Raw genomic sequence first — 21,039 nt, forward strand, 5'->3', positions numbered from 1 at the left:
CTTGTGCCTTGTGCCTAAAATGGTACTGCATTTTGCTCCACCTGTCAAGTAATATTTTGTTTTATTTCGATTTTTTATAATTATTCGCTTATTTAATAAGCTTACCTTTCTAAAACGGTTAAAGTATAACCGTTTTAGAAATAGTTGGCTAGTTTTTTGACGGATTTTTTGTAAAGAAATGTAAAGATGAAAACGATTCGGTTTTATAGATAGGTGAATTTTATAATAAAAATATGGTGTTACCTTTAGGACTTTTTGACTTTTACGTAATGATTAATATTGCTGATAACATCTAAAACACAAACACGCCCAACAGCCCAGTTTGGCGTGCTAGCTTTACTTCGTTATCGGCATATTTTGACGCTCTAATAAGGCAGGCTTATTAACATTGAGGTGCCATAGGCGTGTTTTTGCTCTAAAATGACTTAGGTAGAGCATTGATTTTATTGAATTTTTATTTTTATTTAAATCAAGCACTTATAGCGAGATGAGATATTTGATATCGTAATTTCGGACGTACTTTTTTTTATGAATAAATTAATAATAGTGATCACGTCCGAAATTTAGACGTACATATAATAGTCAAAATTTGATTACTTAGCCTTGGCAATTTGTGCTTTTAGCATGGCTAGCCTACTTTGCCCTTGTTGCATTTTTTTTTCAGGTGATAATTCGTTACGCTGATCTTGCCACTCTAAGTCGTCTTGTGGCAGTTCTAATAAAAATCGACTCGGTTCAACTTGAAGTGTTTCGCCAAATTGTTTACGTTGCCGGCTAAAAGAGAAAGTCAGTTCTCGTTGCGCCCGAGTAATACCAACATAAGCTAAACGGCGCTCTTCTTCAATGTTATCTTCATCAATGCTAGTTTGATGAGGTAATAAACCTTCGGACATGCCAATCAAGTAGACATAAGGAAACTCTAATCCTTTAGATGCATGTAGTGTCATAAGTTGTACTTGGTCGAGTTCTTCTTCGGACTCGTTACGTTCTAACATATCACGCAAAGTAAATCTCGCGACAGCTTGTTCAAGTGTCATTGCTTCATCAATATCATCACCTTGCAACATATCATTTAACCAACTGACCAATTGTTCTACATTGCGCATGCGCATTTGCCCAGATGTTGGGGATGATGAGGTTTCATAAATCCAGCTCTCATAATGAATCCCGTGTAGAAGTTCATAAATTGCTTCCATGGGTTCAGTATGAGATTTTTGAATAAGGGCATCAAACCAATGTATGAATTCTTGTAATGACTCCATACGTTTACCTGAAAGCAATTGGGTCAACCCCATATCATGGCTTGCTTGATATAAACTAACACCTCGATGATTAGCCCATTCGCCAAGTTTTTGAATAGTTGCTGGACCAATTTCTCGTTTTGGTGTGTTGATAATACGAATAAACGCATTATCATCATCTGGATTAGTTAATAATCGCAAATATGCCATTAAATCTTTAATTTCAATTCGAGCAAAAAATGATGTACCGCCAGAGATTCGATACGGTATCCGATATTGCATGAGTATCTTTTCAATTAGTCGTGCCTGATGATTGCCACGATATAAGATAGCGTATTGACCATATTGACTGTTATGCGCAAAACGATGGCCAATAAGGTGATTAATAACTTTTTCGGCTTCATGCTCTTCGCTATCGGCTGAAATAACTTTTAATGTTTCACCATAACCCAGTTCTGAGAAAAGTTTTTTTTCAAAGATATGTGGATTATTTTCGATTAAGATATTCGCCACTTTTAAAATTCGACCCGATGATCGGTAATTTTGTTCTAATTTGATCACTTCTAAATTAGGAAAATCTTGTTTAAGTAATACTAAATTTTGTGGTCGTGCACCACGCCAAGAGTAAATAGACTGATCATCATCACCAACAACAGTAAATTTAGCTCGGTTACCAACTAGTAATTTGATAAATTCGTACTGACTTGTGTTTGTGTCTTGATATTCATCAACCAACAAATAACGAACTTTGTTTTGCCATTTTTCGCGAACTTCTTCGTTGGTTTTTAATAAGAGTGTGGGCAATAATATAAGATCATCAAAATCTAATATACTGCAAGCTTTTAATTGTTTTTCATACAATTGATAACAGTGAGCAAATAGTTTCTCTTTATTCGTCTGCGCTCTTGCCATCGCAATAGTTGAATCAACAAGATCATTTTTCCAATTTGAGATTGTTGAGCGTAATTGATTAATCAGATCCTTATCATCTTCTAACCATTGATGAGTTAGTTCCTTGAGTAGCGCTGTTTGATCATGATCATCAAATAATGAGAAATTAGATTTAATTCCCAGATGAGTATACTCTCGGCGAATAATATCCAATCCTAGCGTATGAAATGTTGATATTTTAAGCCCTCTTGCTTCTTGTTTACTAAGTGCTTGGGCTATACGTTCTTTCATTTCGCGTGCGGCTTTATTCGTAAAGGTAACTGCAACAATATGGCGTGGTAAATATTCTTTAACACGAATTAAATAGGAAATTTTGTTAATAATAACCCGAGTTTTGCCAGAACCTGCCCCAGCTAAAACAAGACACGGTCCTGAAACATATTCAACGGCTTTTTGTTGACTTGAATTTAAACGCACAGAATAAAACCATTAGGAAAAATGTGAGCTAGTATATAACGATATACTAGCAGCGCGCAATTAGCGTCATTATTGAGCAAATAAAATTGCTATTTTGTTAAATATTATTTGATGAATGTTAAAGCCTGTTCAACAACCTCGACCCCTGCCCCTTTTTTATGCGCATTTTCGCTAAGATAACGCCGCCATTGCCTTGCTCCTTTACGTCCATTAAATATACCTAAAGTATGCCGCATAATATGGTTAAGTTGCGCACCTTGCATTAGCTGTTGTTCGATATAAGGGTAAAGTGCTTGAATAGCAGATAGGGGATCAATGACGGGAGCATTTGTGCCAAAAATTTGCGTATCAATTTCAGTAAGTAACAGTGGATTTTGATATGCCTCTCGCCCAACCATCACACCATCAACATGCTGTAAATGGCATTTTATTTCATCAATTGTTTTTATGCCACCATTGATGGCTATAGTTAAATTAGGATAATCTTGTTTCAATTTATAAACACGTTCATAGTCAAGTGGCGGAACTTCACGATTTTCCTTTGGGCTTACCCCTGATAACCATGCTTTGCGCGCATGTACAATAAATGTTTTGGTGTAAGGCATTACCTTTTCAATAAATTGACACAAAAAAGTATAGCTATCGCAATCATCAATACCAATTCTTGTTTTTACCGTGACGGGAATATCAACTTGATCTTGCATCTGAGCGATACAATCGGCAACCAAATTTGGATTTCCCATTAAACAAGCACCAAACATACCATTTTGTACGCGATCCGATGGACATCCCACATTTAAGTTGATTTCGTCATAACCACGTTCTTGCGCTAATTTTGCACATTGCGCTAATGCGTTAGGATCGCTACCGCCTAGTTGCAGGCTAAGTGGATGTTCTTCATTGTTGAAAGCTAAATAATCACCTTTCCCAAATAAAATTGCGCCTGTAGTCACCATTTCGGTATATAGCAATGTTTTTTTTGTTAAAATTCGATGAAAATAACGGCAATGTTTATCTGTCCAATCTAACATTGGGGCAATAGAAAAACGATTTAAACTTGAACTATTATGCAAAAAATTACCTCGACATTAATTTAAAAAATGCTATTTTATTCGCCACGTTCAAATAGAGCAATAATATAAGGAATAAAAATGAATACAAATCAAACAAATACAATTTCTTTTCAAATAACTGAATTATTAATAAAACATATGCGTTTTATCGCTACTATGCAACAAGTTTTTGGTGTTATTTTTATAATTGCTGGCGCTTTTACATGTCTAGGAATAATTACTGCTATTGTTGGCATCCCACAAATTTTTGCTGGAGCCAAACTTTTCAAATCGGGAAGTGCATTTAGCTTAGCTGCAAGTCTTCGAAAAGGAGACGATATCGTTGATGCTATAGAAAATATTTATGGCTATTGGAAATATTTTCTAATTACATTTATCGCTTCGATTATATTTATTGTTTTATACATTGTAATTATTATTTCTATTCTTGTTACATACAGTAATGGTTATTACTAACAATTATTACTTTAATCTAAAGACTACTGATCTTCTAATTTTGGCACTTTTTCAAGTAAGTATCTAGTAGCATTGTTCTAAGCATAACGAGTTGCTATTGTTAATTTTTGGCGAGATTAAAATATGGCAACATCTTTATGCCTTTTGATTGAGAAATCAACAGTCTTAGTATTGTTAACAAAATTAAGGCGCACAATGTGCCTTAATAAATATGTTAACTATAAATGTGGCTATTTAACTGTTTTTTCACTACGTGATAAGCCAATAATTCCTGAACGGACGGTTTCGATAATATTGCATGTTTCACGAATTGAGGATAAAAATGAATCTAGTTTTTCGCTAGTACCCGATAGTTGTACAATATAATGTGTTGCAGTAACATCTACGATCGATCCTCTAAAAATATCGGCACAACGTTTAACTTCATCACGTGCTTGTGAACCTTTTGCTTCTACTTTTACTAGCATGATTTCACGCTCTACATGCGGGCCTTCGGTTAAATCATGAACACGGTAAACATTAACAAGTTTATGCAATTGCTTTTGGATCTGTTCAATCACATGCTCATCACCCGAGGTCTGAATCGTCATGCGGTGCATGGTTGGATCTTCAGTCTGCGCAGTGGTGATAGTTTCGATATTAAAACCACGTTGCGAAAACAAGCCGATAATTCGTGATAATGCGCCTGGTTCGTTTTCGGTTAAGATTGATAATATATAACGCATTAGGTTCTCTCCGTTTTACTAAGCCACATTTCGTTCATTGCACCACCTCGAACTTGCATTGGATATACATGTTCAGTCGCATCAGTCATAACATCAACAAAAACTAAACGGTTTTTGATTGCCAGTGCTTGTTTCAGTTTAGATTCTAGTTCCTCACGCTTTGTTATTACCATACCAACATGACCATAGGCTTCTGCAATTTTAGCAAAATCAGGTAGAGATTCCATATAAGAACTTGAATGGCGTCCAGAATAAATCATATCTTGCCACTGTTTAACCATGCCTAAGAAGCGGTTGTTCAAATTTAAAACCAGTACTGGTAAGCCATATTGCAATGCGGTTGATAATTCTTGAATATTCATTTGGATACTACCATCGCCTGTTACACATACAACGGTTTTTTTAGGATATGCCAATTTGACTCCCAGCGCTGCTGGCAAACCAAATCCCATCGTGCCTAGCCCACCAGATGTGATAAAGTGACGAGGTTTATCAAATGGGTAATAAAGCGCAGTAAACATTTGATGTTGACCGACATCGGTCGTCACAAATGCATCACCTTTGGTTAATTTATATAACACTTGTATCGCTTCTTGTGGTTTAATGCTTTGCCCTTCATGGTTATAAGCTAAGCAGTGACGTGATCGCCAGTGTTCTATCTGTTTCCACCAATCAATTAATGCGTCAAGATCACGTTCTGTATTTAACTCATCTAACATAGACAGCAACGTTTCAAGAACAACTTTTGCATCACCAACTACAGGAATTGAAGCAGATATAGTTTTTGAAATAGAAGTCGGATCGATATCAACATGAATAATTTTGGCTTTTGGACAATATTTTTCAACATTATTGGTTGTTCGATCATCAAAACGTGCACCGATTGCAAAAATTACATCGGCATTATGCATGGCCATATTAGCTTCATAAACACCGTGCATGCCTATCATACCAAGATAATGTTTATCGGTTCCCGGAAAAGCACTAATACCCATTAACGTTGAAGCGACAGGTAAGTTTAATTTTTCTGCAAGTGTTTTAATTTCGCCACTAGCATCGGCGGCAATAACCCCACCACCAATAAATAACACCGGTTTTTTAGCCGATAACAACGTGGTTAATGCTTTTTTGATCTGTTTTTTATGACCTTGAATCGTTGGATTGTAAGATCGCATTAAAACTGATTTTGGATAATGATAATTATATTTGTTAGCTGGATTAACAATATCTTTTGGTAGATCGATAACGACTGGACCAGGCCTACCTGTCGAAGCAATATAAAATGCTTTTTTGATAGTTTCTGGAATATCTTTACTATCTTTGACTAAAAAACTGTGTTTAACAATCGGACGCGAAATTCCGATCATGTCACATTCTTGAAATGCATCATTACCAATTAGGTTACTGGCAACTTGTCCAGACAATATAACCAGTGGAACCGAATCCATGTAAGCTGTTGCAATACCAGTAATAGTGTTTGTTGCCCCAGGGCCTGATGTAACTAAAACAACGCCAACATTCCCTGTTGCTCTAGCATAACCATCGGCCATATGTACCGCAGCTTGTTCATGGCGAACTAATATATGTTCAATACCACCTAACGTGTGAATGGCATCATAAATATCAAGAACACTACCACCGGGATAGCCAAATATCTGTTTTACTCCTTGGTCAATCAAAGATTGAATAACCATCTCTGCGCCTGACAGTTTTGCCATGGTTGTTGTCTCCAATGTAACTGATTAGTCATTTAGTGGTTTATTTTGCATCAACTTATAAACAAAATCAATTAAAGTCAATTAACTAAGTGTTTTACTGAAAAAATTATCCACAAATAAAATTATTTTTTAAAATATTATGAATAATATCCGTAATCTATCTATTTTATTTAAATATTGCTAATTGATTTTATTGTTATTTTTTTATTTTTTATATAAACTCAGGAGATAAGTATTTCTAGCCATAACGGTACTAGGATTCTTCTTCACCCAAAGGTACAAATATGAGCAATATTTCTTCTAAACCAACCTCTCTTGCTGACTGGCAATTAGTTAAAGTTACAGGTGAGGATAACCGAGCTTTCTTGCAAGGTCAAATAACTAACGATATTAACCGACTTTCAGAAAAATCTACGCTTTATGCTGCTCATTGCGACAGTAAAGGCAGAATGTGGAGTACTTTATTGTTATTTCAACGAGGTAATGATATTTACTATATTGAGCGTAAAAGTGTTGTTAAAAAACAGATTGCCGAACTAACAAAATACGCTGTTTTTTCTAAAGTAACTATCGAACCAGTCGAAGATCTAAATATGGTCGGCTTGGTTGGAGATGCGATCCCCTCTGGAATCGCAGAAAAATTAAGTAATAAAAACTGTTTTACTGAAAATAATATCACCTATATCAAACTACCTTTACCGCAAATGCGTATTATTATGGTAACGCCGGAGCCTATTTCTGAAGATTTACATCCATGTAGCGACTGGCTAAAACTTGATCTGCAAGCTGGTTACCCTATCATTGATAATGACAATATGGCAATATTATTACCACAAGCCTGTAATTTGCAATCTTATGACGCAATCAGCTTTGAAAAAGGTTGTTACTGTGGTCAGGAAATGGTAGCTAGAGCACAATTCCGTGGAGCAAATACTCGTGGGATGTATGTAATAAAGGGTACGAGTGATGTTTTACCTAAAATAGGCAGTACGCTTGAGTATAAACTTGCCGGTGGTTGGCGAGAAGGGGGACTTGTGTTAGCTGCGGCAAAACTAGACGAAAAAGACGGTGTTTGTGTCCAAGTGGTACTTAATAATGGAATTGATTTAAATACGCCATTTAGAGTATATGGAAATGACAATAGCCGAATGACATTTTAATTGTTTTCGACTAATAAGCTGGAATAACGCAACGTTTATTCCAGCTGTCGTTGGAATATCGTTTTAACTTAGTTAGTAAGTTCTTGATTAACTATTTCAACAAAATAGCTTACACCAGTTGTTAACACTTCATCATTAAAGTTAAAAGCTGGATTATGCAAATTAGCCCCTTTACCAGCGCCCAACCATACATAAACACCAGGGATTTTTTGTAGCATAAAAGCAAAATCTTCTGAACCCATTGAAGGGAGAGGATCAATAATTAAGTTATCTTGTCCCACAACTTGTTTAGCAGCTGCAATAGCAATATCAGCTTGTTTAGCGTAATTGATGGTAGCTGGGTAACGGCGTTGATAATCTACTTCCGCCTTGGCTCCAAATGTTGTGGCAATACCTGTTGCTATTTGTTTAATACGATTTTCAGCCATATCTTGTACTTGTGCACTAAATGTTCTAACAGTACCGCGAATAACCGCTTCCTGTGGTAACACATTCCAAGTATCGCCACTATGAATTTGCGTTACGCTAACTACCAATGAACTTAAAGGATCAGCATTACGACTCACAATACTTTGTAATCCATTTACGATTTGCGTAGCTGTCAAAATTGTATCTTTTCCTAGATGAGGCGCAGCGGCATGAGCACCAACACCTGTTATTTTGATCTCAAATACATCATACGATGCCATCATTGGGCCATGATTAATATAAAAGTGATTTAACTCCATATTAGGTTGATTATGCATGCCATATACTGCTTCAATCGGAAATTGTTCAAATAAACCATTTTCAACCATGACTCTGGCTCCGCCTTCGTTTTCTTCAGCTGGTTGAAAAATAAGAACAACAGTACCAGCAAAATCACGGTGTTCACTAAGATATTTAGCCGTTCCTAGTAACATTGCAGTATGCCCATCATGACCACACCCATGCATTTTGCCAGAAATGGTTGAGCAATAATTAATATTATTTTCTTCAATAATATCTAATGCATCTATATCAGCTCGCAGAGCAATCCATCGTCCATCACGATTACCTTTAATAATACCAACAACTCCTGTTGGAGCAAAATCAGTATATAACTCGGTAATACCAAAGGATTGTAACTTTTCGATAATAAATTGCGTGGTTTTAACCTCTTCAAAGGCTGTTTCTGGATGGGCGTGAATATGATGGCGCCATGTTATCATTTCGGTTTTTAATTGATTAATACTATTAGATATCATAAGTAATTCCTTAGTAGGTGAATAACCTGCGGTTCAACAAACCTAGCTAACACTATAACGCGATTTTCACTTTTATAAAAATAACTATTTTTACTATGGATATCAATTTTAGTTATATATTGCATTTAATGAAAAAATAATACATTTATGCACTTTTAACACTTATTGATTAACAATAAATTGATTAAAACACCTATTTTACTGAAACTTTTTAACAGAAATAATAAATCACATAACCAGAAATTAATAAGAAAGGGCCAAATGGAATAACTTTTGATTTTGGTTCATTGATCACATATCGCAAAAAAAGAGAATATATAATCCCCAATAGGGAAGCAAAAAATAATAACATTGGTAATGATGTATAAGGCAACCAAGCACCAAGAGCGGCAAGCAATTTGATATCGCCTCCCCCTAATCCCTGTTTTTTAAATACCAAATAAAATAAAGTAGCAGGTATTTTTAATAATAGATATCCCCAAAAGATACCTAGCAAAGCATCGGTTAAAACGATGTTTGCCAAATCAAAATAGGCAAGCATTACACCTGTCCACATTAATGGTTGGGTAAACAAATCTGGCAATAAATAGTATTTAAAATCGATTAAAGCTAAAAGTAAAAAATAACAACCAAGAATCATTAAAATACCGCTTTGATAATTGATGCTTTTATCAATATAGATAAAAGTAAATAAAACAGCGACAAATAATTCAACAATAAGATATTGGCATGAAATATTGGTATCGCAGTAATAACAACGTCGTTTTAATATTAACCAAGAAATAATCGGTATCAATTGCCAAGCTTTCAGCTTACTATGACAATGTGGGCAAGCAGATCGATGAAAACTAATTCGACATAAATATTGGTATGATGTCAGTGTTGGCAAATAACGATAATAAGCAACATAAACAAAGCTACCGATACAAAGACCTAAATAGTTAATAATAAATACTAACATTAGTGAATTACATCGCCCATTTGGAATATCGGTAAATACATAGCCACAATTAAACTGCCAATAATTAAAGACAAAATAAGCATTAATAATGGCTCAAATGCTTGCGATAAATTATCGGTTAAGGTTTGATTTTGTTCTTGATAATAAGTTGCTAATTTATCGAGCATTAAATCTAGTGTGCCTGACTCCTCCCCCACATGAATTAACTGTGAACATAAATTAGGAAAATATCGTTGCCCATGCAATACATGGCTAAATGAAAGCCCTTGCTCAATGCCTACAATAATTTGCGAAATACTATCACGATAAAGAAAATAATTAGTAGTATTAGCCGCCGCAGTTAAACCAGTCAATAATGGTATACCTGCTTTTTGAGTGATTCCAATTGTTTGGAAAATCTGAGTTAAGCAAGTGGTTTGAATAATTTTTCCAATAAAGGGAAATTTTATTACTATCATTTCGATTTTACGTCGATAACGCACTTTTAAATAGCGCTGATAACAAAAATAACTAATAAAAAATACGATACACCAAATTAACCAGCTTTGTTGCAAATAACTCGAAAAATCAATAACACCTTGTGTAAAAGCTGGTAGTTCAGCATCGAAATTTTGATAAATATCTGAAAATTTTGGTAAAACAAATAATAACATCACCAAACTTGCCATCATTGCAATCAATAATAAAAACAACGGATAACGCATTGCCTTTTTTATGCTTTTTTGTAGTTTGATTGATTTTTCAAGCAATAATGCTAACTGCTCAAAGCTTTCATCAAGCTGTCCTGTCAGTTCGCCTGTTGCTATAATCTCACAATACAAAGAGGAAAACACCGATTGATGTTGCTGCAATACTTGAGATAAAAATTCGCCTTTAGCTATTTGTTGTTTAATATCAAGTAACAAATATTGCCAATGCGGTTTAGCTTGTTCTTGAGCAAGCAATTGTAATGTATCAATAATAGATAATCCCGCCTTTAGCATGGTAGCTAATTGTTTGGTAATCATCAGCAGATCTGTACGATTAAAACTGTGTGGGGTGATAATTTTACCGGCTTTAATCTTAATGGCTATTTTACCTTGCAACAATAGCTGCCTTTTAATAGCCTGTGATGATTCGGCAATAATTTTGTGTTGATTAAAATCAACATCATACCAATAATAGAGCCGTTTCACGCTGTATCACCCAAGACTCGATTTAATTCAGCTAATGTTGTCACGCCCTGCCTCACTAATTTTTGTCCTGCTATTTTTAGCGAAGTCATATTTGAAGGTAAAATAGTTTGATTGGCTAATATTTGTTGTTGAATATCGGGCGTGATAACTAAAAACTCGTATAACCCAATTCGTCCTTTATAACCGCCAATACAATTTGGGCATCCTGAAGCTAAATAATGCGGTTCGTATTCATTGCCTAGCTTAACTAAATCACTCGCCACAACTTTGCAGTGTGAGCACAATTTTCGAACTAACCGCTGAGCAATAATTAATTTTAAACTTGATGACAATAGATAATTTTCTATCCCCATTTGCTTTAATCGTGTTATTGCCTCGACACTTGAATTAGTGTGCAATGTAGATAATACTAGATGCCCTGTTTGCGCAGCTTGAATTGCAATTTCGGCGGTTTCATGATCGCGAATTTCGCCAATCATCATTACATCAGGATCTTGCCGTAGTAAAGCACGCAATACAATAGCAAATGTTAAGCCAGCCTTGAGATTAATCGCAGTTTGATTAATACCCTCTAGAGGAATTTCAATGGGATCTTCGACACTACAGATGTTACGTTCGGTTTTATTTAACCGCTTTAATCCACTATATAACGTCACCGTTTTACCGCTTCCTGTTGGACCTGTAACTAAAATCAATCCTTGTGGGTAGTCTAAAATTTGTTTGAATGTTAACAGATCTGCATCCGTTAACCCTAAATCATTAATGGTTAATTCAGATTCATGATTATCCATTACTCTTAAAACAATTTTTTCGCCATTCATTACAGGCAAAGTGGAAATACGCATGGTATAACGATCAATAATGAGTTGGCCATCTTGCGGTAATCGATGTTCAGCTATATTTAGTTGAGACATGATTTTTAATCTTGCTGTTATCTGTTTCGCTAATGCAAGTGGGGGTGATAACATATCGTGCAAAACACCATCAATGCGCATACGAATACGATAGCTATGTTGGTAAGGCTCAAAATGAATATCCGAAGCACGCTTATCTAATGCTTCAAGTAACAATTTATCGATACTTTCAATTAACTGTTCTTCTTGCATAAAGGTGGTTCCTTATTCGTCAATTATTAAATACAAACATTAGAATTTAAAAATATCTTCACAAGCACTGGTTAAACTGGTATCACTTGGCGATGTAGTACAAACTCGGCTCCAATCTAAATTGCCATTTGTAGCATTGATTGTTGGTGTTAGTGTAGTAGTTAACCCTGTTAAGGCGCTAGTTCCAACCAAAGTAATAACTCCGTTATTAACCGTAATAGAAGTAACATAATTTGATGTCCGACTAGCTGGTACGCCATTATTACCATTACTACAATTGGTTAAGCTACCTTGCTCTACAGCACAAATTTCTACAGCGGTTTTATACGATGTCATTGTTTGCAACATATCAGTCATTGCGGCTTTTTTTACATATCCCTGATAAGCAGGAACACCGATAGCGGCTAAGATAGCGATAACAATAATGGCAATCATAAGTTCAAATAACGTAAAGCCCGATTGATTAGACATAAACACCTCTATTTTTTAGTCAATGATTTAATCTAAGAGCCTTTATAGCAAAACAAAAAAATGGAATAATAATGAAAAAGTAAGATTAGAAAGTAAAATCCTTAATGTAGTTAATTATTACGTTGTATGTTCAATTTTTGCGAAGCAAATCGCAAAATAGACAAATCCATACATCGGTTTATCAAATAAGTGGAGTCACTATGTCCCTAAAAATTGTTAATGGCTGGTTACAAGGTATAAAGCAAGTTGTTTCGCCTTTTTATAATGAACGCCCTATTAATAAACCGATATCACTACTTGTTATTCATAATATAAGCTTACCGCCCAATGAATATGGAGGTCCTTATGTTGAGCAATTATTTACTGGTCGGCTCGATCCCAACCAGCACCCGTACTTTGCTTCGATTCATCAACTTGAAGTATCAAGCCATCTATTTATTCGACGTGATGGTGAAATTATTCAATTTGTTCCATTTGATAAACGTGCCTGGCATGCAGGAAAATCAGCATTTGAAGGGCAAGAAAATTGTAATGATTTTTCGATCGGCATCGAAATGGAAGGATGTGATAGCGATAATTTTACCGAACAACAATATCAGCAATTAGTAAACGTTACGTTATTATTACAACAAACTTATGCCATCAAAGATATTGCTGGGCATAGCGATATTGCTCCAAATCGAAAAACAGATCCTGGCCCCTATTTTGATTGGCTACATTATCAGAATTTATTAACACAAAAATCGCAAGGGCAAAAGCTACTAAATCAACTTGACCAAATTATTGAGGAATTACAAAAAATCGATTTATGGCAAACTATACCGCCAAATCCCAATGCATTTTTAAGCCAAGAACCTTTTGCTATCGATACCATGCAAGCACACGAATGGTTACAATGGATTTTTATTCCACGTATACAAGCAATGATTGACGCCAAAACAAATTTGCCCAAATTTGCCTTACACCCTTATTTTGAAGAAGCACTAAAAGAGCAAGAACAAGATGTTAATCATCTACTTTACCTAATTAAGCAACTTGATGATTTGTCGCAACTTAATTATGAAAAATTACCGCATTAATATGCGGTAATAATTAAAGTTAACAAACATGAAAAAATGCTCAGACAGAGCATTGATTTTATTGAATTTTTATTTAATTCCCACTACTATTCATTCGACGATACTCATTAACTGCTTGCTGATGGTTACTGTAAGTACTTGAGAATGTATGTCCACCTGCTCCATTCGCCACAAAAAACAGATAATTGGTTTTAGCTGGGTGTGCTGCAGCTTCGAGCGAGGCAATGCTTGGCATTGCAATTGGAGTTGGTGGTAATCCTTCAATAACATAAGTATTATAAGGATTTTCAGTATCGGTCAAATCAACGCGCCTAATAGTACCTTTATAGTTATCGCCTAAACCATAAATAATAGTTGGATCTGTTTGTAACTTCATTTTAGCTCTTAAACGATTAACAAATACCGATGCCACATTAGCACGCTCTGAACTAATACCTGTTTCCTTCTCAATAATTGATGCAATAATCAGTAATTCATAAGGGGATTGATAAGGAAGATTACTATCCCGATTATCCCAAATTTTTTGCAAATTACTTTTCATCGTCATATGCGCACGTTTTAGGATATTAATATCTAAAGTGTCTGCGGTATAAAGGTAAGTATCAGGCGATAACCAACCTTCAATTGATCCTTCAATGCCTAATAACTTAGCAATTTCTTCATCTGTTTTTCCAACTAATGTTTGTTCAATGTATGGCGTACTTTGAATAATATTTAACCAATCTTTAGCTCGTTTACCTTCCACAAATTGAATTGAAAAATTGCTTTCTTTACCCGACACTAATAATTGCAAAAACTCTTCAACGGTCATATGTGGGTGTAATTGATAAGTTCCTGCTTTAATTGATCTCAATGAAGGATTCAATTTACACAAATAAGGCAATAAATAAGCACTATGCATTAATTTACTTTCTTTAACTTGTGCAACCAATTGGTGCATGGATGTGCCTTTTTTCAAAACAAACATCTGGTTTTCGTTGGTTACTTGCATTTGTTGTTTAGAAAACTGCTGTAAAAAGTAATAACCAATACTGATCGAGCCGCCAATAATTAATATAAAAGAAAGTAAAGTGTATAAAAATATTTTTTTAATCATAATTTAATTTATCTATATAATGAATTTTTGCGCGTGAAGTTAAGCGCGTTATTAATTCGTAAGCACTAATTCCAGTATGCTTTGCGATTTCCTCAACAGGAAGTCCTGCTCCCCAAAATATGACTTCATCACCTGGTTTTTCAAGACAATTTATACCTAAATCAACTACAATCATATCCATTGATACTCGACCAACGATTGGTACTTTTCGACCATTAATCAAAACAGGAGTATTTTCTGGAATATTTCGTGGATAACCATCACCATACCCCATTGCAACCACACCTAGTTTAGTATCTTGCTGGCTACACCAAATTTGACCATAACCAACTGATTCACCTTTTTTGTGTTTTCGTACCGCAATTAATTCAGATTTAAACGTCATTGCAGGTTGTAGCTCAGCAATAGATTCATCAAAAGGTGAAACGCCATATAAAGCAATACCTTGACGCACAACATCTCGCTGAGCTTTTGGCCAGGCTAATATACCGCCCGATGCAGCAATCGAGCGTTTACCAATAAGTGATTTGTCATCAATTGAATTAATAAACTCATCAAATAGTTCTATTTGCTTTAACGTTTTCTCTGAAGAGAGATCATCAGCCGAACTAAAATGACTCATAATATTAATTGGTTTGCAAACCACTGAACAACTAGCCAAACGATAAAATTCGTCCTTTGCTTCATCAGGACAAAAACCTAAACGATGCATTCCTGTATCAAGCTTAAACCATGTGGTAATTTGATCTTTACGGAGGGATGTTTGCAATATGTCAATTTGCCATTTGCTATGAATAGCTGGTTGAATGTTAAAATCAATAAAATAATCCAAATCATCATGCGGGAAGAAACCTTCCAAAGCCAGAATCGGTGTGTTAATACCATTGTTTCGCAATTGCATAGCTTCGGTAAGGCGCGATACACCAAAATAATTCACTTTATCATGTAATAATTGAGCAATCTCCTCACTACCATGTGAATAAGCATTGGCTTTTATAATCGCAACTAGTTGACTATTTGGAGCCATTTTTTTGAGATACTCAACATTATGAATAACTGCTTGACGATTAACTTCAACAACTGCAATAGACATTTCTTTGATCCAGACTCTTATCGAGCCATTATTTTAAATTCTGTTTCTAATAATAACAAATTTTTCACAGTATACAAATCGGTGGAAGTTTTGGGCTATTTTGGGAATTAGTATTTTTAATCAATAGAATATACTAAACCATAATTTTAACTTTATGACGAGTTAATATTTGTTTTGTCATAGTAGACGTTAATAATGGTAATAACTTACCTACTCACCAAGTTTTTATAAAGATGCCTTAATGCCATTGTAGGATAATAAATTAACATTCTTGGACCAGAAAAACGCATTACCTGTTTAATTTTTAATTTATAATCTTTACGATAACAATGTTTAGGGCAACGTTCACATGTCGTTTTTTCTTCACCAAAACGACACATTGTTAAGCGTTGCATAGCATATTGCAACAGGTCGTTGCATTCCTCACATAACTGATGATGTTGGCTATGATGTTGTTTAAAGCAATATAAATAGATCATTGCTCTTACTGTTGCTTTTTCTTGCTGTATTTTAGGACCGTTATTGTTTGCAACCATAATTACATACACGTTAATTAAGAAAGTGGTAAAATAAAATCATCTAATATGATCACAAGGATTTGTTGTAATGGCAAGAATTATCAATAAAGACACAACTGTTTGCATGTCCCTTTCAGCAAGACCAAGCAATTTTGGTACTCGCTTTCATAACTATTTGTACGAAAAACTCCATCTTAATTACTTATATAAAGCCTTTACTACCAATAATTTGAAAGATGCGATTTATGGCATTAAGGCCTTAGGTATTAGAGGTTGCGCCATTTCAATGCCTTATAAAGAAGCTTGCATTGAGTTTATTGATGAATTAGATGACTCGGTAAAATCTATTCAATCGATAAATACCATTGTTAACACCAACCATCATTTAAAAGCTTATAACACTGATTATATTGCCGTTGCTAAACTCATTGTAGAAAATAAGATTGATAATACAACACCATTTGTATTAAAAGGCAGCGGAGGCATGGCTAATGCGGTGATCGGAGCTTTTTATGATGCGGGATTTAAAAATGGTATTATTGCCGCACGTAACCAACAAAAAGGCGAAGCATTAGCCAAACGATATGGCTATAAATGGGTAAAGGATGAGCAAGAAATATTGCCACATCAAGCCAAATTGATTATCAATGTTACCCCAATTGGTATGCTTGGTGCTATTGAGTCTGAGGCGCTTGCATTTCCCACAACTATGATAAAAAATGCCGATATTGTGTTTGATGTAGTTGCCCTTCCCGTTGATACTCCCATGATAAAATATGCCCAAAAGATAAATAAAATCATTATTTCAGGTGCTGATGTTGCTGTTTTACAAGCGCTTGAACAGTTTGTGTTATATACCGGTGTAACCCCGAGCGATGAGTTAGTAAGGCAAGCAGGAGAATTTGCAAGGCAAGGTTAAATAAAGTTATTCATTCCACCGTGTTCACCGGTGGAATTTAAATAAAATTTAAGTTAATAATTTATAACATTGTCTGATGCAATTTATTATATACAGCTAATAATTTTTGGTGCATATCAAACTGTTCTAGATTGTTATTGGTCTGTTTCTCGATTTTCGTATAATTAGCTAAACCAAAAAATGTTTTGTCACCATTAGCGTATTGCCACATATCATCAACACAGGTTTTACCATACATTTTATTAAATGCGGCTTGATAGTTATTAAACTGTTTTTTGTCTCGTTCTAAAATAAAATTAACTAATGTCTGTAAACAACGATAAGCATGATTGCGCGATGGCGTGAATATAGACTCGTTCATTTCAATCGTCCAATCAATCCACTGTTGTGCTTGTATTAAGTCTTTGCCTGCCAATGCCAGCATTGCTTTTAACTCGCCAACGCGAAGAGTTAACCAAGCATTATCGTTACCTGTTGCTATGCCTAGCAGTTCGCGAATTCGAGCATAATCATCAAGCCCTTCATCATCAAGCTGTTCAATAATTGCTAGGTACTGTTTAGCTGTACGTTTTTGGGAAGGTAATGACAAAATAAGCTCTCGTAATCCAATAGCCATATTGCTATTGGCAATTATAAGATCTTCAGGAGGATAAATTTCAGACATACCAACGGCCAGAATTCGGCAAGCATATACACCAAGGTGTTCGTAGTCCATAATTAACACTTCAGTATTATGGCGGGTAAAAATATCCATCAAATTAGCAAATTCTTGCTCAGTTGAACCGGAAAAGTCCCAATCGACAAATTCGTAATCTGCTTGCTCATTAAATAGATCCCATGAAATCAAACCGCTCGAATCAATAAAATGCGTTTCTAAATTGCTAAGGTCGGCAATATCATCATTATCAAAACTTGGAGGTGAAAACACATCAAGATCTTTTAAACTGCGTCCTTGTAGTAATTCTGTTACTGTTCTTTCAAGCGCAACGCCAAAATTTGGATGCGCACCAAATGAGGCGTAACACGTTCCATTTTGTGGATTAAATAACACTACACAAATAACCGGAAACTCTCCACCCAATGAGGCATCAAAACAGTAAAGCGGAAAGCCTTCGCTTTCAAGCGCATCAATTGCAGCTAAAACGGTGGGGTAACGGTTAATCACTTCAGTTGGGATAATTGGTAAGCTAATGCCTTCGGCTATAATCTTATTTTTAGTATAACGCTCAAAAATTTCAGATAACCCTTGTACTCGAGCCTCATTACGAGTATTACCGGCTGACATTCCATTAGAGGCATATAAATTAGCAATTAAATTAACTGGCACATAAATAGTTTTTTTGTCAGACTGCTGTTCAAATGGTAAAGCGCAGATATCTCGATCACCATTACTTGATTGTAAATCAATTAAATCTGTTGCACTCAATTCCTGATTAGGATCATAAAACTTAAGTAGTTCTTTGGATAATAGTCCTTTAGGTAGGGAATTATCTTCAGGAATAGTGAACCATTTTTCACTTGGATAATGCACAAAATCGGCATTCGCTATTTGCTCTCCTAAGTAAAAATCTGAAAAAAAGTAATTGGTTGATAACCGTTCAAAATACTCTCCTAAAGCCGATGCTAATGCCGCCTTTTTGCTTGCGCCTTTACCATTAGCAAAGCACAGTGGACATTTAGTATTTTGAATATGCACTGACCACACATTAGGTACCGGATTTAGCCAAGAAGTTTCTTTTACTTCTAAATCATATTTTGCTAATTGCTGCTGAAAATAGTTGATCGAATCTTCAAGAGCAGCATCTTTACCGGGGATATAAGTTTTCATAAGTTAATCTCAAAATAATTTTATGTTATAATTGTTGCGCTTTTCAAAAATTATCACTTTATACGCAAATATAAAAAAATAGAAGTAATAAAATCAATCCAACTAAAAAGAAAATAAAATGAACAAAAAAATAGACTTTAAAGGCTTTACCATTAAAGACTTATTCTTCTTTGATAAAATGTTAACACCTTCTTTTATCACAATCGTGTATTGGATCGCATTATTACTTATTGGAATTAGTGCGTTCTCTATGATATTAGGTAGTTTTGCTGCATTTACTTATAGCTTTACTATGGGTTTAGTTGCTTTTTTCACTGGCATTGTTACCTTAGTTGTGGGCTTTATTTCAACTCGCATTGGTTTTGAATTAATTTGTGTACTATTTAATATTAATCAAAATATTCAAAAATTAGCTAATGAAAAGACCAATTCAGAAAAACAAGAAGAATGTTCTGATACAGATCCTATTAATTAATATCGTTTATTTAACTATATAGCTTAAAAATGCGGGAACAAATTCCCGCATTTTTATTTTTCATGTAATTTTAATTTACATGTTGTCAAATCAAAATAATCAGTTAACCAACATTAAGATCGCTAAGAGGCCATCTTGGTTTAACACTAATAACTAAATCTGAATACTGCCTCTCTTTTAAATGAATCATACCAGCATAAGCAATCATGGCACCATTATCGGTACAAAATTCGAGCCTTGGATAAAAAACTTTTCCTTTTCGTTGATGCATCAACTCAGTCAATTTAGTACGCAGTGTTTTGTTAGCACTTACCCCACCAGCAACTACTAAATTTTTAAATCTAGTTTGTTCAAGTGCTCGTCTTACTTTAATCACCAATGTATCAACCAAAGCATCCTCAAATGCTCTAGCAATATCTGCTTTAGTTTGTGGATCAATAATATTATTATCACTATGCTGATGAATCATATTAGCTGCGGCTGTTTTAAGGCCTGAAAAACTAAAATCAAGCCCAGGACGATCAGTCATTGGCCTAGGAAAATGGAATCGCGCTCCACTACTCTGTTCAGCCAATTTTGATAATTTTGCGCCACCGGGATAATCTAAACCAAGCAATTTGGCTGTTTTATCAAAAGCTTCTCCTGCAGCATCATCAATTGACTCTCCAATAAGTTCATATTTACCAATACCAGTCACACTAATAAGCTGTGTATGTCCCCCCGAAACTAATAATGCAACAAAGGGAAATTCAGGTGGATTATCTTCAAGCATCGGCGCAAGTAAATGGCCTTCCATGTGATGAACTGCAACAGCTGGTACGTTCCAAGCATAAGCAAGCGATCGTCCAATCGATGCGCCTACCATCAACGCTCCAATCAATCCCGGACCAGCAGTATAGGCAACCCCATCAATATCGTGTGCGGTTAAATTAGCTTGTTTTAAAGCTGCTTGAATTAATGGCACGGTTTTACGAATATGATCGCGCGATGCCAGCTCTGGCACCACACCTCCATAATCAGCATGTAATTTAATTTGTGAATAAAGCTGATTTGCAATTAAACCATTGACATCATCATAAATGGCTATACCAGTTTCATCACATGAAGTTTCAATACCAAGGATCTTCATTAATGCCTACCTGCAAAATCGTTAAGATCTTCTTCACTCCAAAGATCTTGTTCGGTAATATCTTTATCAGCAATACGATGCTCTTCGGTTGCCCAATCACCTAAATCGATAAGCTGGCAACGCTTACTGCAAAATGGACGATAAAGACTAGTTTGACTCCATTCAACTTCTTTTTGACAAGTTGGGCACTTAACAAATGTAGTATTTTTATTCATTTCAACT

General features: G+C 35.1%; 19 protein-coding genes and 2 pseudogenes. 6 read left to right on the forward strand and 15 right to left on the reverse strand.

Going from position 1 to position 21,039, the window contains the following annotated elements; genetic code table 11:
* Positions 1-593: 593 nt before the first annotated feature.
* Together rep and dusA are read right to left on the reverse strand one after the other, a co-directional pair.
* A complete protein-coding gene (gene rep / locus A9G32_RS10100) occupies positions 594-2,609 on the reverse strand; it encodes a DNA helicase Rep (RefSeq protein WP_034914733.1) in 2,016 nt (671 codons plus the stop codon).
* Positions 2,610-2,713: 104 nt separating this feature from the next.
* On the reverse strand, positions 2,714-3,640 hold the full coding sequence (dusA, locus tag A9G32_RS10105; RefSeq protein WP_081296821.1) for a tRNA dihydrouridine(20/20a) synthase DusA: 927 nt from the start codon (positions 3,638-3,640) through the stop codon (positions 2,714-2,716).
* 120 nt (positions 3,641-3,760) lie between these two features.
* On the opposite strand from dusA, the gene A9G32_RS10110 reads away from it, so the two are divergent.
* A complete protein-coding gene (locus A9G32_RS10110) occupies positions 3,761-4,138 on the forward strand; it encodes a DUF5362 family protein (protein ID WP_065591026.1) in 378 nt (125 codons plus the stop codon).
* Between the two features lie 230 nt (positions 4,139-4,368).
* Here the strand turns inward: A9G32_RS10110 and ilvN are convergent, their stop codons facing one another.
* Complete coding sequence (ilvN, locus tag A9G32_RS10115; protein WP_065591025.1) at positions 4,369-4,863, reverse strand: acetolactate synthase small subunit; 495 nt, start codon at positions 4,861-4,863, stop codon at positions 4,369-4,371.
* Positions 4,863-6,581, reverse strand: a complete 1,719-nt coding sequence (gene ilvI, locus A9G32_RS10120) for an acetolactate synthase 3 large subunit (RefSeq protein WP_065591024.1) — start codon at positions 6,579-6,581, stop codon at positions 4,863-4,865. The genes ilvN and ilvI overlap by 1 nt, the downstream gene beginning before the upstream one ends.
* 284 nt (positions 6,582-6,865) lie before the next feature.
* Between ilvI and ygfZ the strand changes: the two genes are divergently transcribed.
* Positions 6,866-7,741, forward strand: coding sequence for a tRNA-modifying protein YgfZ (gene ygfZ, locus A9G32_RS10125; protein WP_065591023.1), 876 nt, complete (start codon positions 6,866-6,868; stop codon positions 7,739-7,741).
* Positions 7,742-7,809: 68 nt separating this feature from the next.
* Here ygfZ and A9G32_RS10130 read toward each other — a convergent pair whose 3' ends face one another.
* The 5 genes from A9G32_RS10130 to ppdD all read right to left on the reverse strand — a co-directional run bounded on the left by A9G32_RS10130 (position 7,810) and on the right by ppdD (position 12,680).
* Positions 7,810-8,967, reverse strand: a complete 1,158-nt coding sequence (locus A9G32_RS10130) for a M20 aminoacylase family protein (protein ID WP_065591022.1) — start codon at positions 8,965-8,967, stop codon at positions 7,810-7,812.
* 211 nt (positions 8,968-9,178) lie between these two features.
* Positions 9,179-9,928 carry a prepilin peptidase gene (locus A9G32_RS10135; protein ID WP_065591021.1) on the reverse strand — a complete coding sequence of 250 codons (750 nt, stop codon included), beginning with the start codon at positions 9,926-9,928 and terminating at the stop codon, positions 9,179-9,181.
* A complete protein-coding gene (hofC, locus tag A9G32_RS10140; RefSeq protein ID WP_065591020.1) occupies positions 9,928-11,103 on the reverse strand; it encodes a protein transport protein HofC in 1,176 nt (391 codons plus the stop codon). Before hofC ends, A9G32_RS10135 begins: the two co-directional genes overlap by 1 nt.
* Positions 11,100-12,209 carry an ATPase, T2SS/T4P/T4SS family gene (locus tag A9G32_RS10145; protein WP_065591019.1) on the reverse strand — a complete coding sequence of 370 codons (1,110 nt, stop codon included), beginning with the start codon at positions 12,207-12,209 and terminating at the stop codon, positions 11,100-11,102. Before A9G32_RS10145 ends, hofC begins: the two co-directional genes overlap by 4 nt.
* Positions 12,210-12,248: 39 nt before the next feature.
* Positions 12,249-12,680, reverse strand: coding sequence for a prepilin peptidase-dependent pilin (gene ppdD, locus A9G32_RS10150; protein WP_065591018.1), 432 nt, complete (start codon positions 12,678-12,680; stop codon positions 12,249-12,251).
* Positions 12,681-12,880: 200 nt separating this feature from the next.
* On the opposite strand from ppdD, the pseudogene ampD reads away from it, so the two are divergent.
* Together ampD and A9G32_RS13710 are read left to right on the forward strand one after the other, a co-directional pair.
* Positions 12,881-13,429: pseudogene (ampD, locus tag A9G32_RS13705) on the forward strand (1,6-anhydro-N-acetylmuramyl-L-alanine amidase AmpD); the annotation flags it as partial.
* Positions 13,430-13,450: 21 nt separating this feature from the next.
* A pseudogene (locus A9G32_RS13710) lies at positions 13,451-13,759 on the forward strand (YqcC family protein); the annotation flags it as partial.
* Positions 13,760-13,832: 73 nt separating this feature from the next.
* Here A9G32_RS13710 and mltG read toward each other — a convergent pair.
* The 3 genes from mltG to A9G32_RS10170 all read right to left on the reverse strand — a co-directional run bounded on the left by mltG (position 13,833) and on the right by A9G32_RS10170 (position 16,484).
* Complete coding sequence (gene mltG / locus A9G32_RS10160; protein WP_065591016.1) at positions 13,833-14,855, reverse strand: endolytic transglycosylase MltG; 1,023 nt, start codon at positions 14,853-14,855, stop codon at positions 13,833-13,835.
* Positions 14,848-15,948, reverse strand: coding sequence for an alanine racemase (gene alr, locus A9G32_RS10165; RefSeq protein WP_065591015.1), 1,101 nt, complete (start codon positions 15,946-15,948; stop codon positions 14,848-14,850). Before alr ends, mltG begins: the two co-directional genes overlap by 8 nt.
* 206 nt (positions 15,949-16,154) lie before the next feature.
* Positions 16,155-16,484: a nitrous oxide-stimulated promoter family protein gene (locus A9G32_RS10170; protein WP_034911385.1), complete on the reverse strand. Its 330-nt coding sequence runs from the start codon at positions 16,482-16,484 to the stop codon at positions 16,155-16,157.
* A gap of 70 nt (positions 16,485-16,554) precedes the next feature.
* On the opposite strand from A9G32_RS10170, the gene A9G32_RS10175 reads away from it, so the two are divergent.
* Positions 16,555-17,385 (forward strand): shikimate 5-dehydrogenase, encoded by an 831-nt coding sequence (locus A9G32_RS10175; protein ID WP_065591014.1) that lies wholly within the window; start codon positions 16,555-16,557, stop codon positions 17,383-17,385.
* A 61-nt stretch (positions 17,386-17,446) separates the two neighbouring features.
* Here A9G32_RS10175 and ycaO read toward each other — a convergent pair whose 3' ends face one another.
* A complete protein-coding gene (gene ycaO, locus A9G32_RS10180) occupies positions 17,447-19,213 on the reverse strand; it encodes a 30S ribosomal protein S12 methylthiotransferase accessory factor YcaO (RefSeq protein WP_065591013.1) in 1,767 nt (588 codons plus the stop codon).
* A gap of 118 nt (positions 19,214-19,331) precedes the next feature.
* Here ycaO and A9G32_RS10185 point away from each other — a divergent pair, with 118 nt between their 5' ends.
* Entirely contained in the window at positions 19,332-19,688 is a 357-nt protein-coding gene (locus A9G32_RS10185; RefSeq protein ID WP_194240423.1) for a DUF4282 domain-containing protein, read from the forward strand.
* 103 nt (positions 19,689-19,791) lie between these two features.
* On the opposite strand, the gene tsaD is transcribed toward A9G32_RS10185, so the two are convergent.
* Positions 19,792-20,817, reverse strand: coding sequence for a tRNA (adenosine(37)-N6)-threonylcarbamoyltransferase complex transferase subunit TsaD (tsaD, locus tag A9G32_RS10190; protein WP_065591012.1), 1,026 nt, complete (start codon positions 20,815-20,817; stop codon positions 19,792-19,794).
* Positions 20,817-21,032 (reverse strand): DNA gyrase inhibitor YacG, encoded by a 216-nt coding sequence (gene yacG / locus A9G32_RS10195; RefSeq protein WP_065591011.1) that lies wholly within the window; start codon positions 21,030-21,032, stop codon positions 20,817-20,819. Before yacG ends, tsaD begins: the two co-directional genes overlap by 1 nt.
* Positions 21,033-21,039: the final 7 nt, after the last annotated feature.

Origin of the sequence: Gilliamella sp. Gris3-2, assembly GCF_001690345.1 — a bacterium.
Lineage (GTDB): Bacteria > Pseudomonadota > Gammaproteobacteria > Enterobacterales > Orbaceae > Gilliamella > Gilliamella bombi.

Coding starts and splice junctions, on each gene's coding strand:
- dusA (WP_081296821.1), bottom strand. CDS start 3,640: ATGTTAGATTGGACAGATAAACATTGCCGTTATTTTCATCGAATTTTA.
- A9G32_RS10110 (WP_065591026.1), top strand. CDS start 3,761: ATGAATACAAATCAAACAAATACAATTTCTTTTCAAATAACTGAATTA.
- ilvN (WP_065591025.1), bottom strand. CDS start 4,863: ATGCGTTATATATTATCAATCTTAACCGAAAACGAACCAGGCGCATTA.
- ilvI (WP_065591024.1), bottom strand. CDS start 6,581: ATGGCAAAACTGTCAGGCGCAGAGATGGTTATTCAATCTTTGATTGAC.
- ygfZ (WP_065591023.1), top strand. CDS start 6,866: ATGAGCAATATTTCTTCTAAACCAACCTCTCTTGCTGACTGGCAATTA.
- A9G32_RS10130 (WP_065591022.1), bottom strand. CDS start 8,967: ATGATATCTAATAGTATTAATCAATTAAAAACCGAAATGATAACATGG.
- A9G32_RS10135 (WP_065591021.1), bottom strand. CDS start 9,928: ATGTTAGTATTTATTATTAACTATTTAGGTCTTTGTATCGGTAGCTTT.
- A9G32_RS10145 (WP_065591019.1), bottom strand. CDS start 12,209: ATGCAAGAAGAACAGTTAATTGAAAGTATCGATAAATTGTTACTTGAA.
- ppdD (WP_065591018.1), bottom strand. CDS start 12,680: ATGTCTAATCAATCGGGCTTTACGTTATTTGAACTTATGATTGCCATT.
- mltG (WP_065591016.1), bottom strand. CDS start 14,855: ATGATTAAAAAAATATTTTTATACACTTTACTTTCTTTTATATTAATT.
- alr (WP_065591015.1), bottom strand. CDS start 15,948: ATGTCTATTGCAGTTGTTGAAGTTAATCGTCAAGCAGTTATTCATAAT.
- A9G32_RS10170 (WP_034911385.1), bottom strand. CDS start 16,484: ATGGTTGCAAACAATAACGGTCCTAAAATACAGCAAGAAAAAGCAACA.
- A9G32_RS10175 (WP_065591014.1), top strand. CDS start 16,555: ATGGCAAGAATTATCAATAAAGACACAACTGTTTGCATGTCCCTTTCA.
- ycaO (WP_065591013.1), bottom strand. CDS start 19,213: ATGAAAACTTATATCCCCGGTAAAGATGCTGCTCTTGAAGATTCGATC.
- A9G32_RS10185 (WP_194240423.1), top strand. CDS start 19,332: ATGAACAAAAAAATAGACTTTAAAGGCTTTACCATTAAAGACTTATTC.
- tsaD (WP_065591012.1), bottom strand. CDS start 20,817: ATGAAGATCCTTGGTATTGAAACTTCATGTGATGAAACTGGTATAGCC.
- yacG (WP_065591011.1), bottom strand. CDS start 21,032: ATGAATAAAAATACTACATTTGTTAAGTGCCCAACTTGTCAAAAAGAA.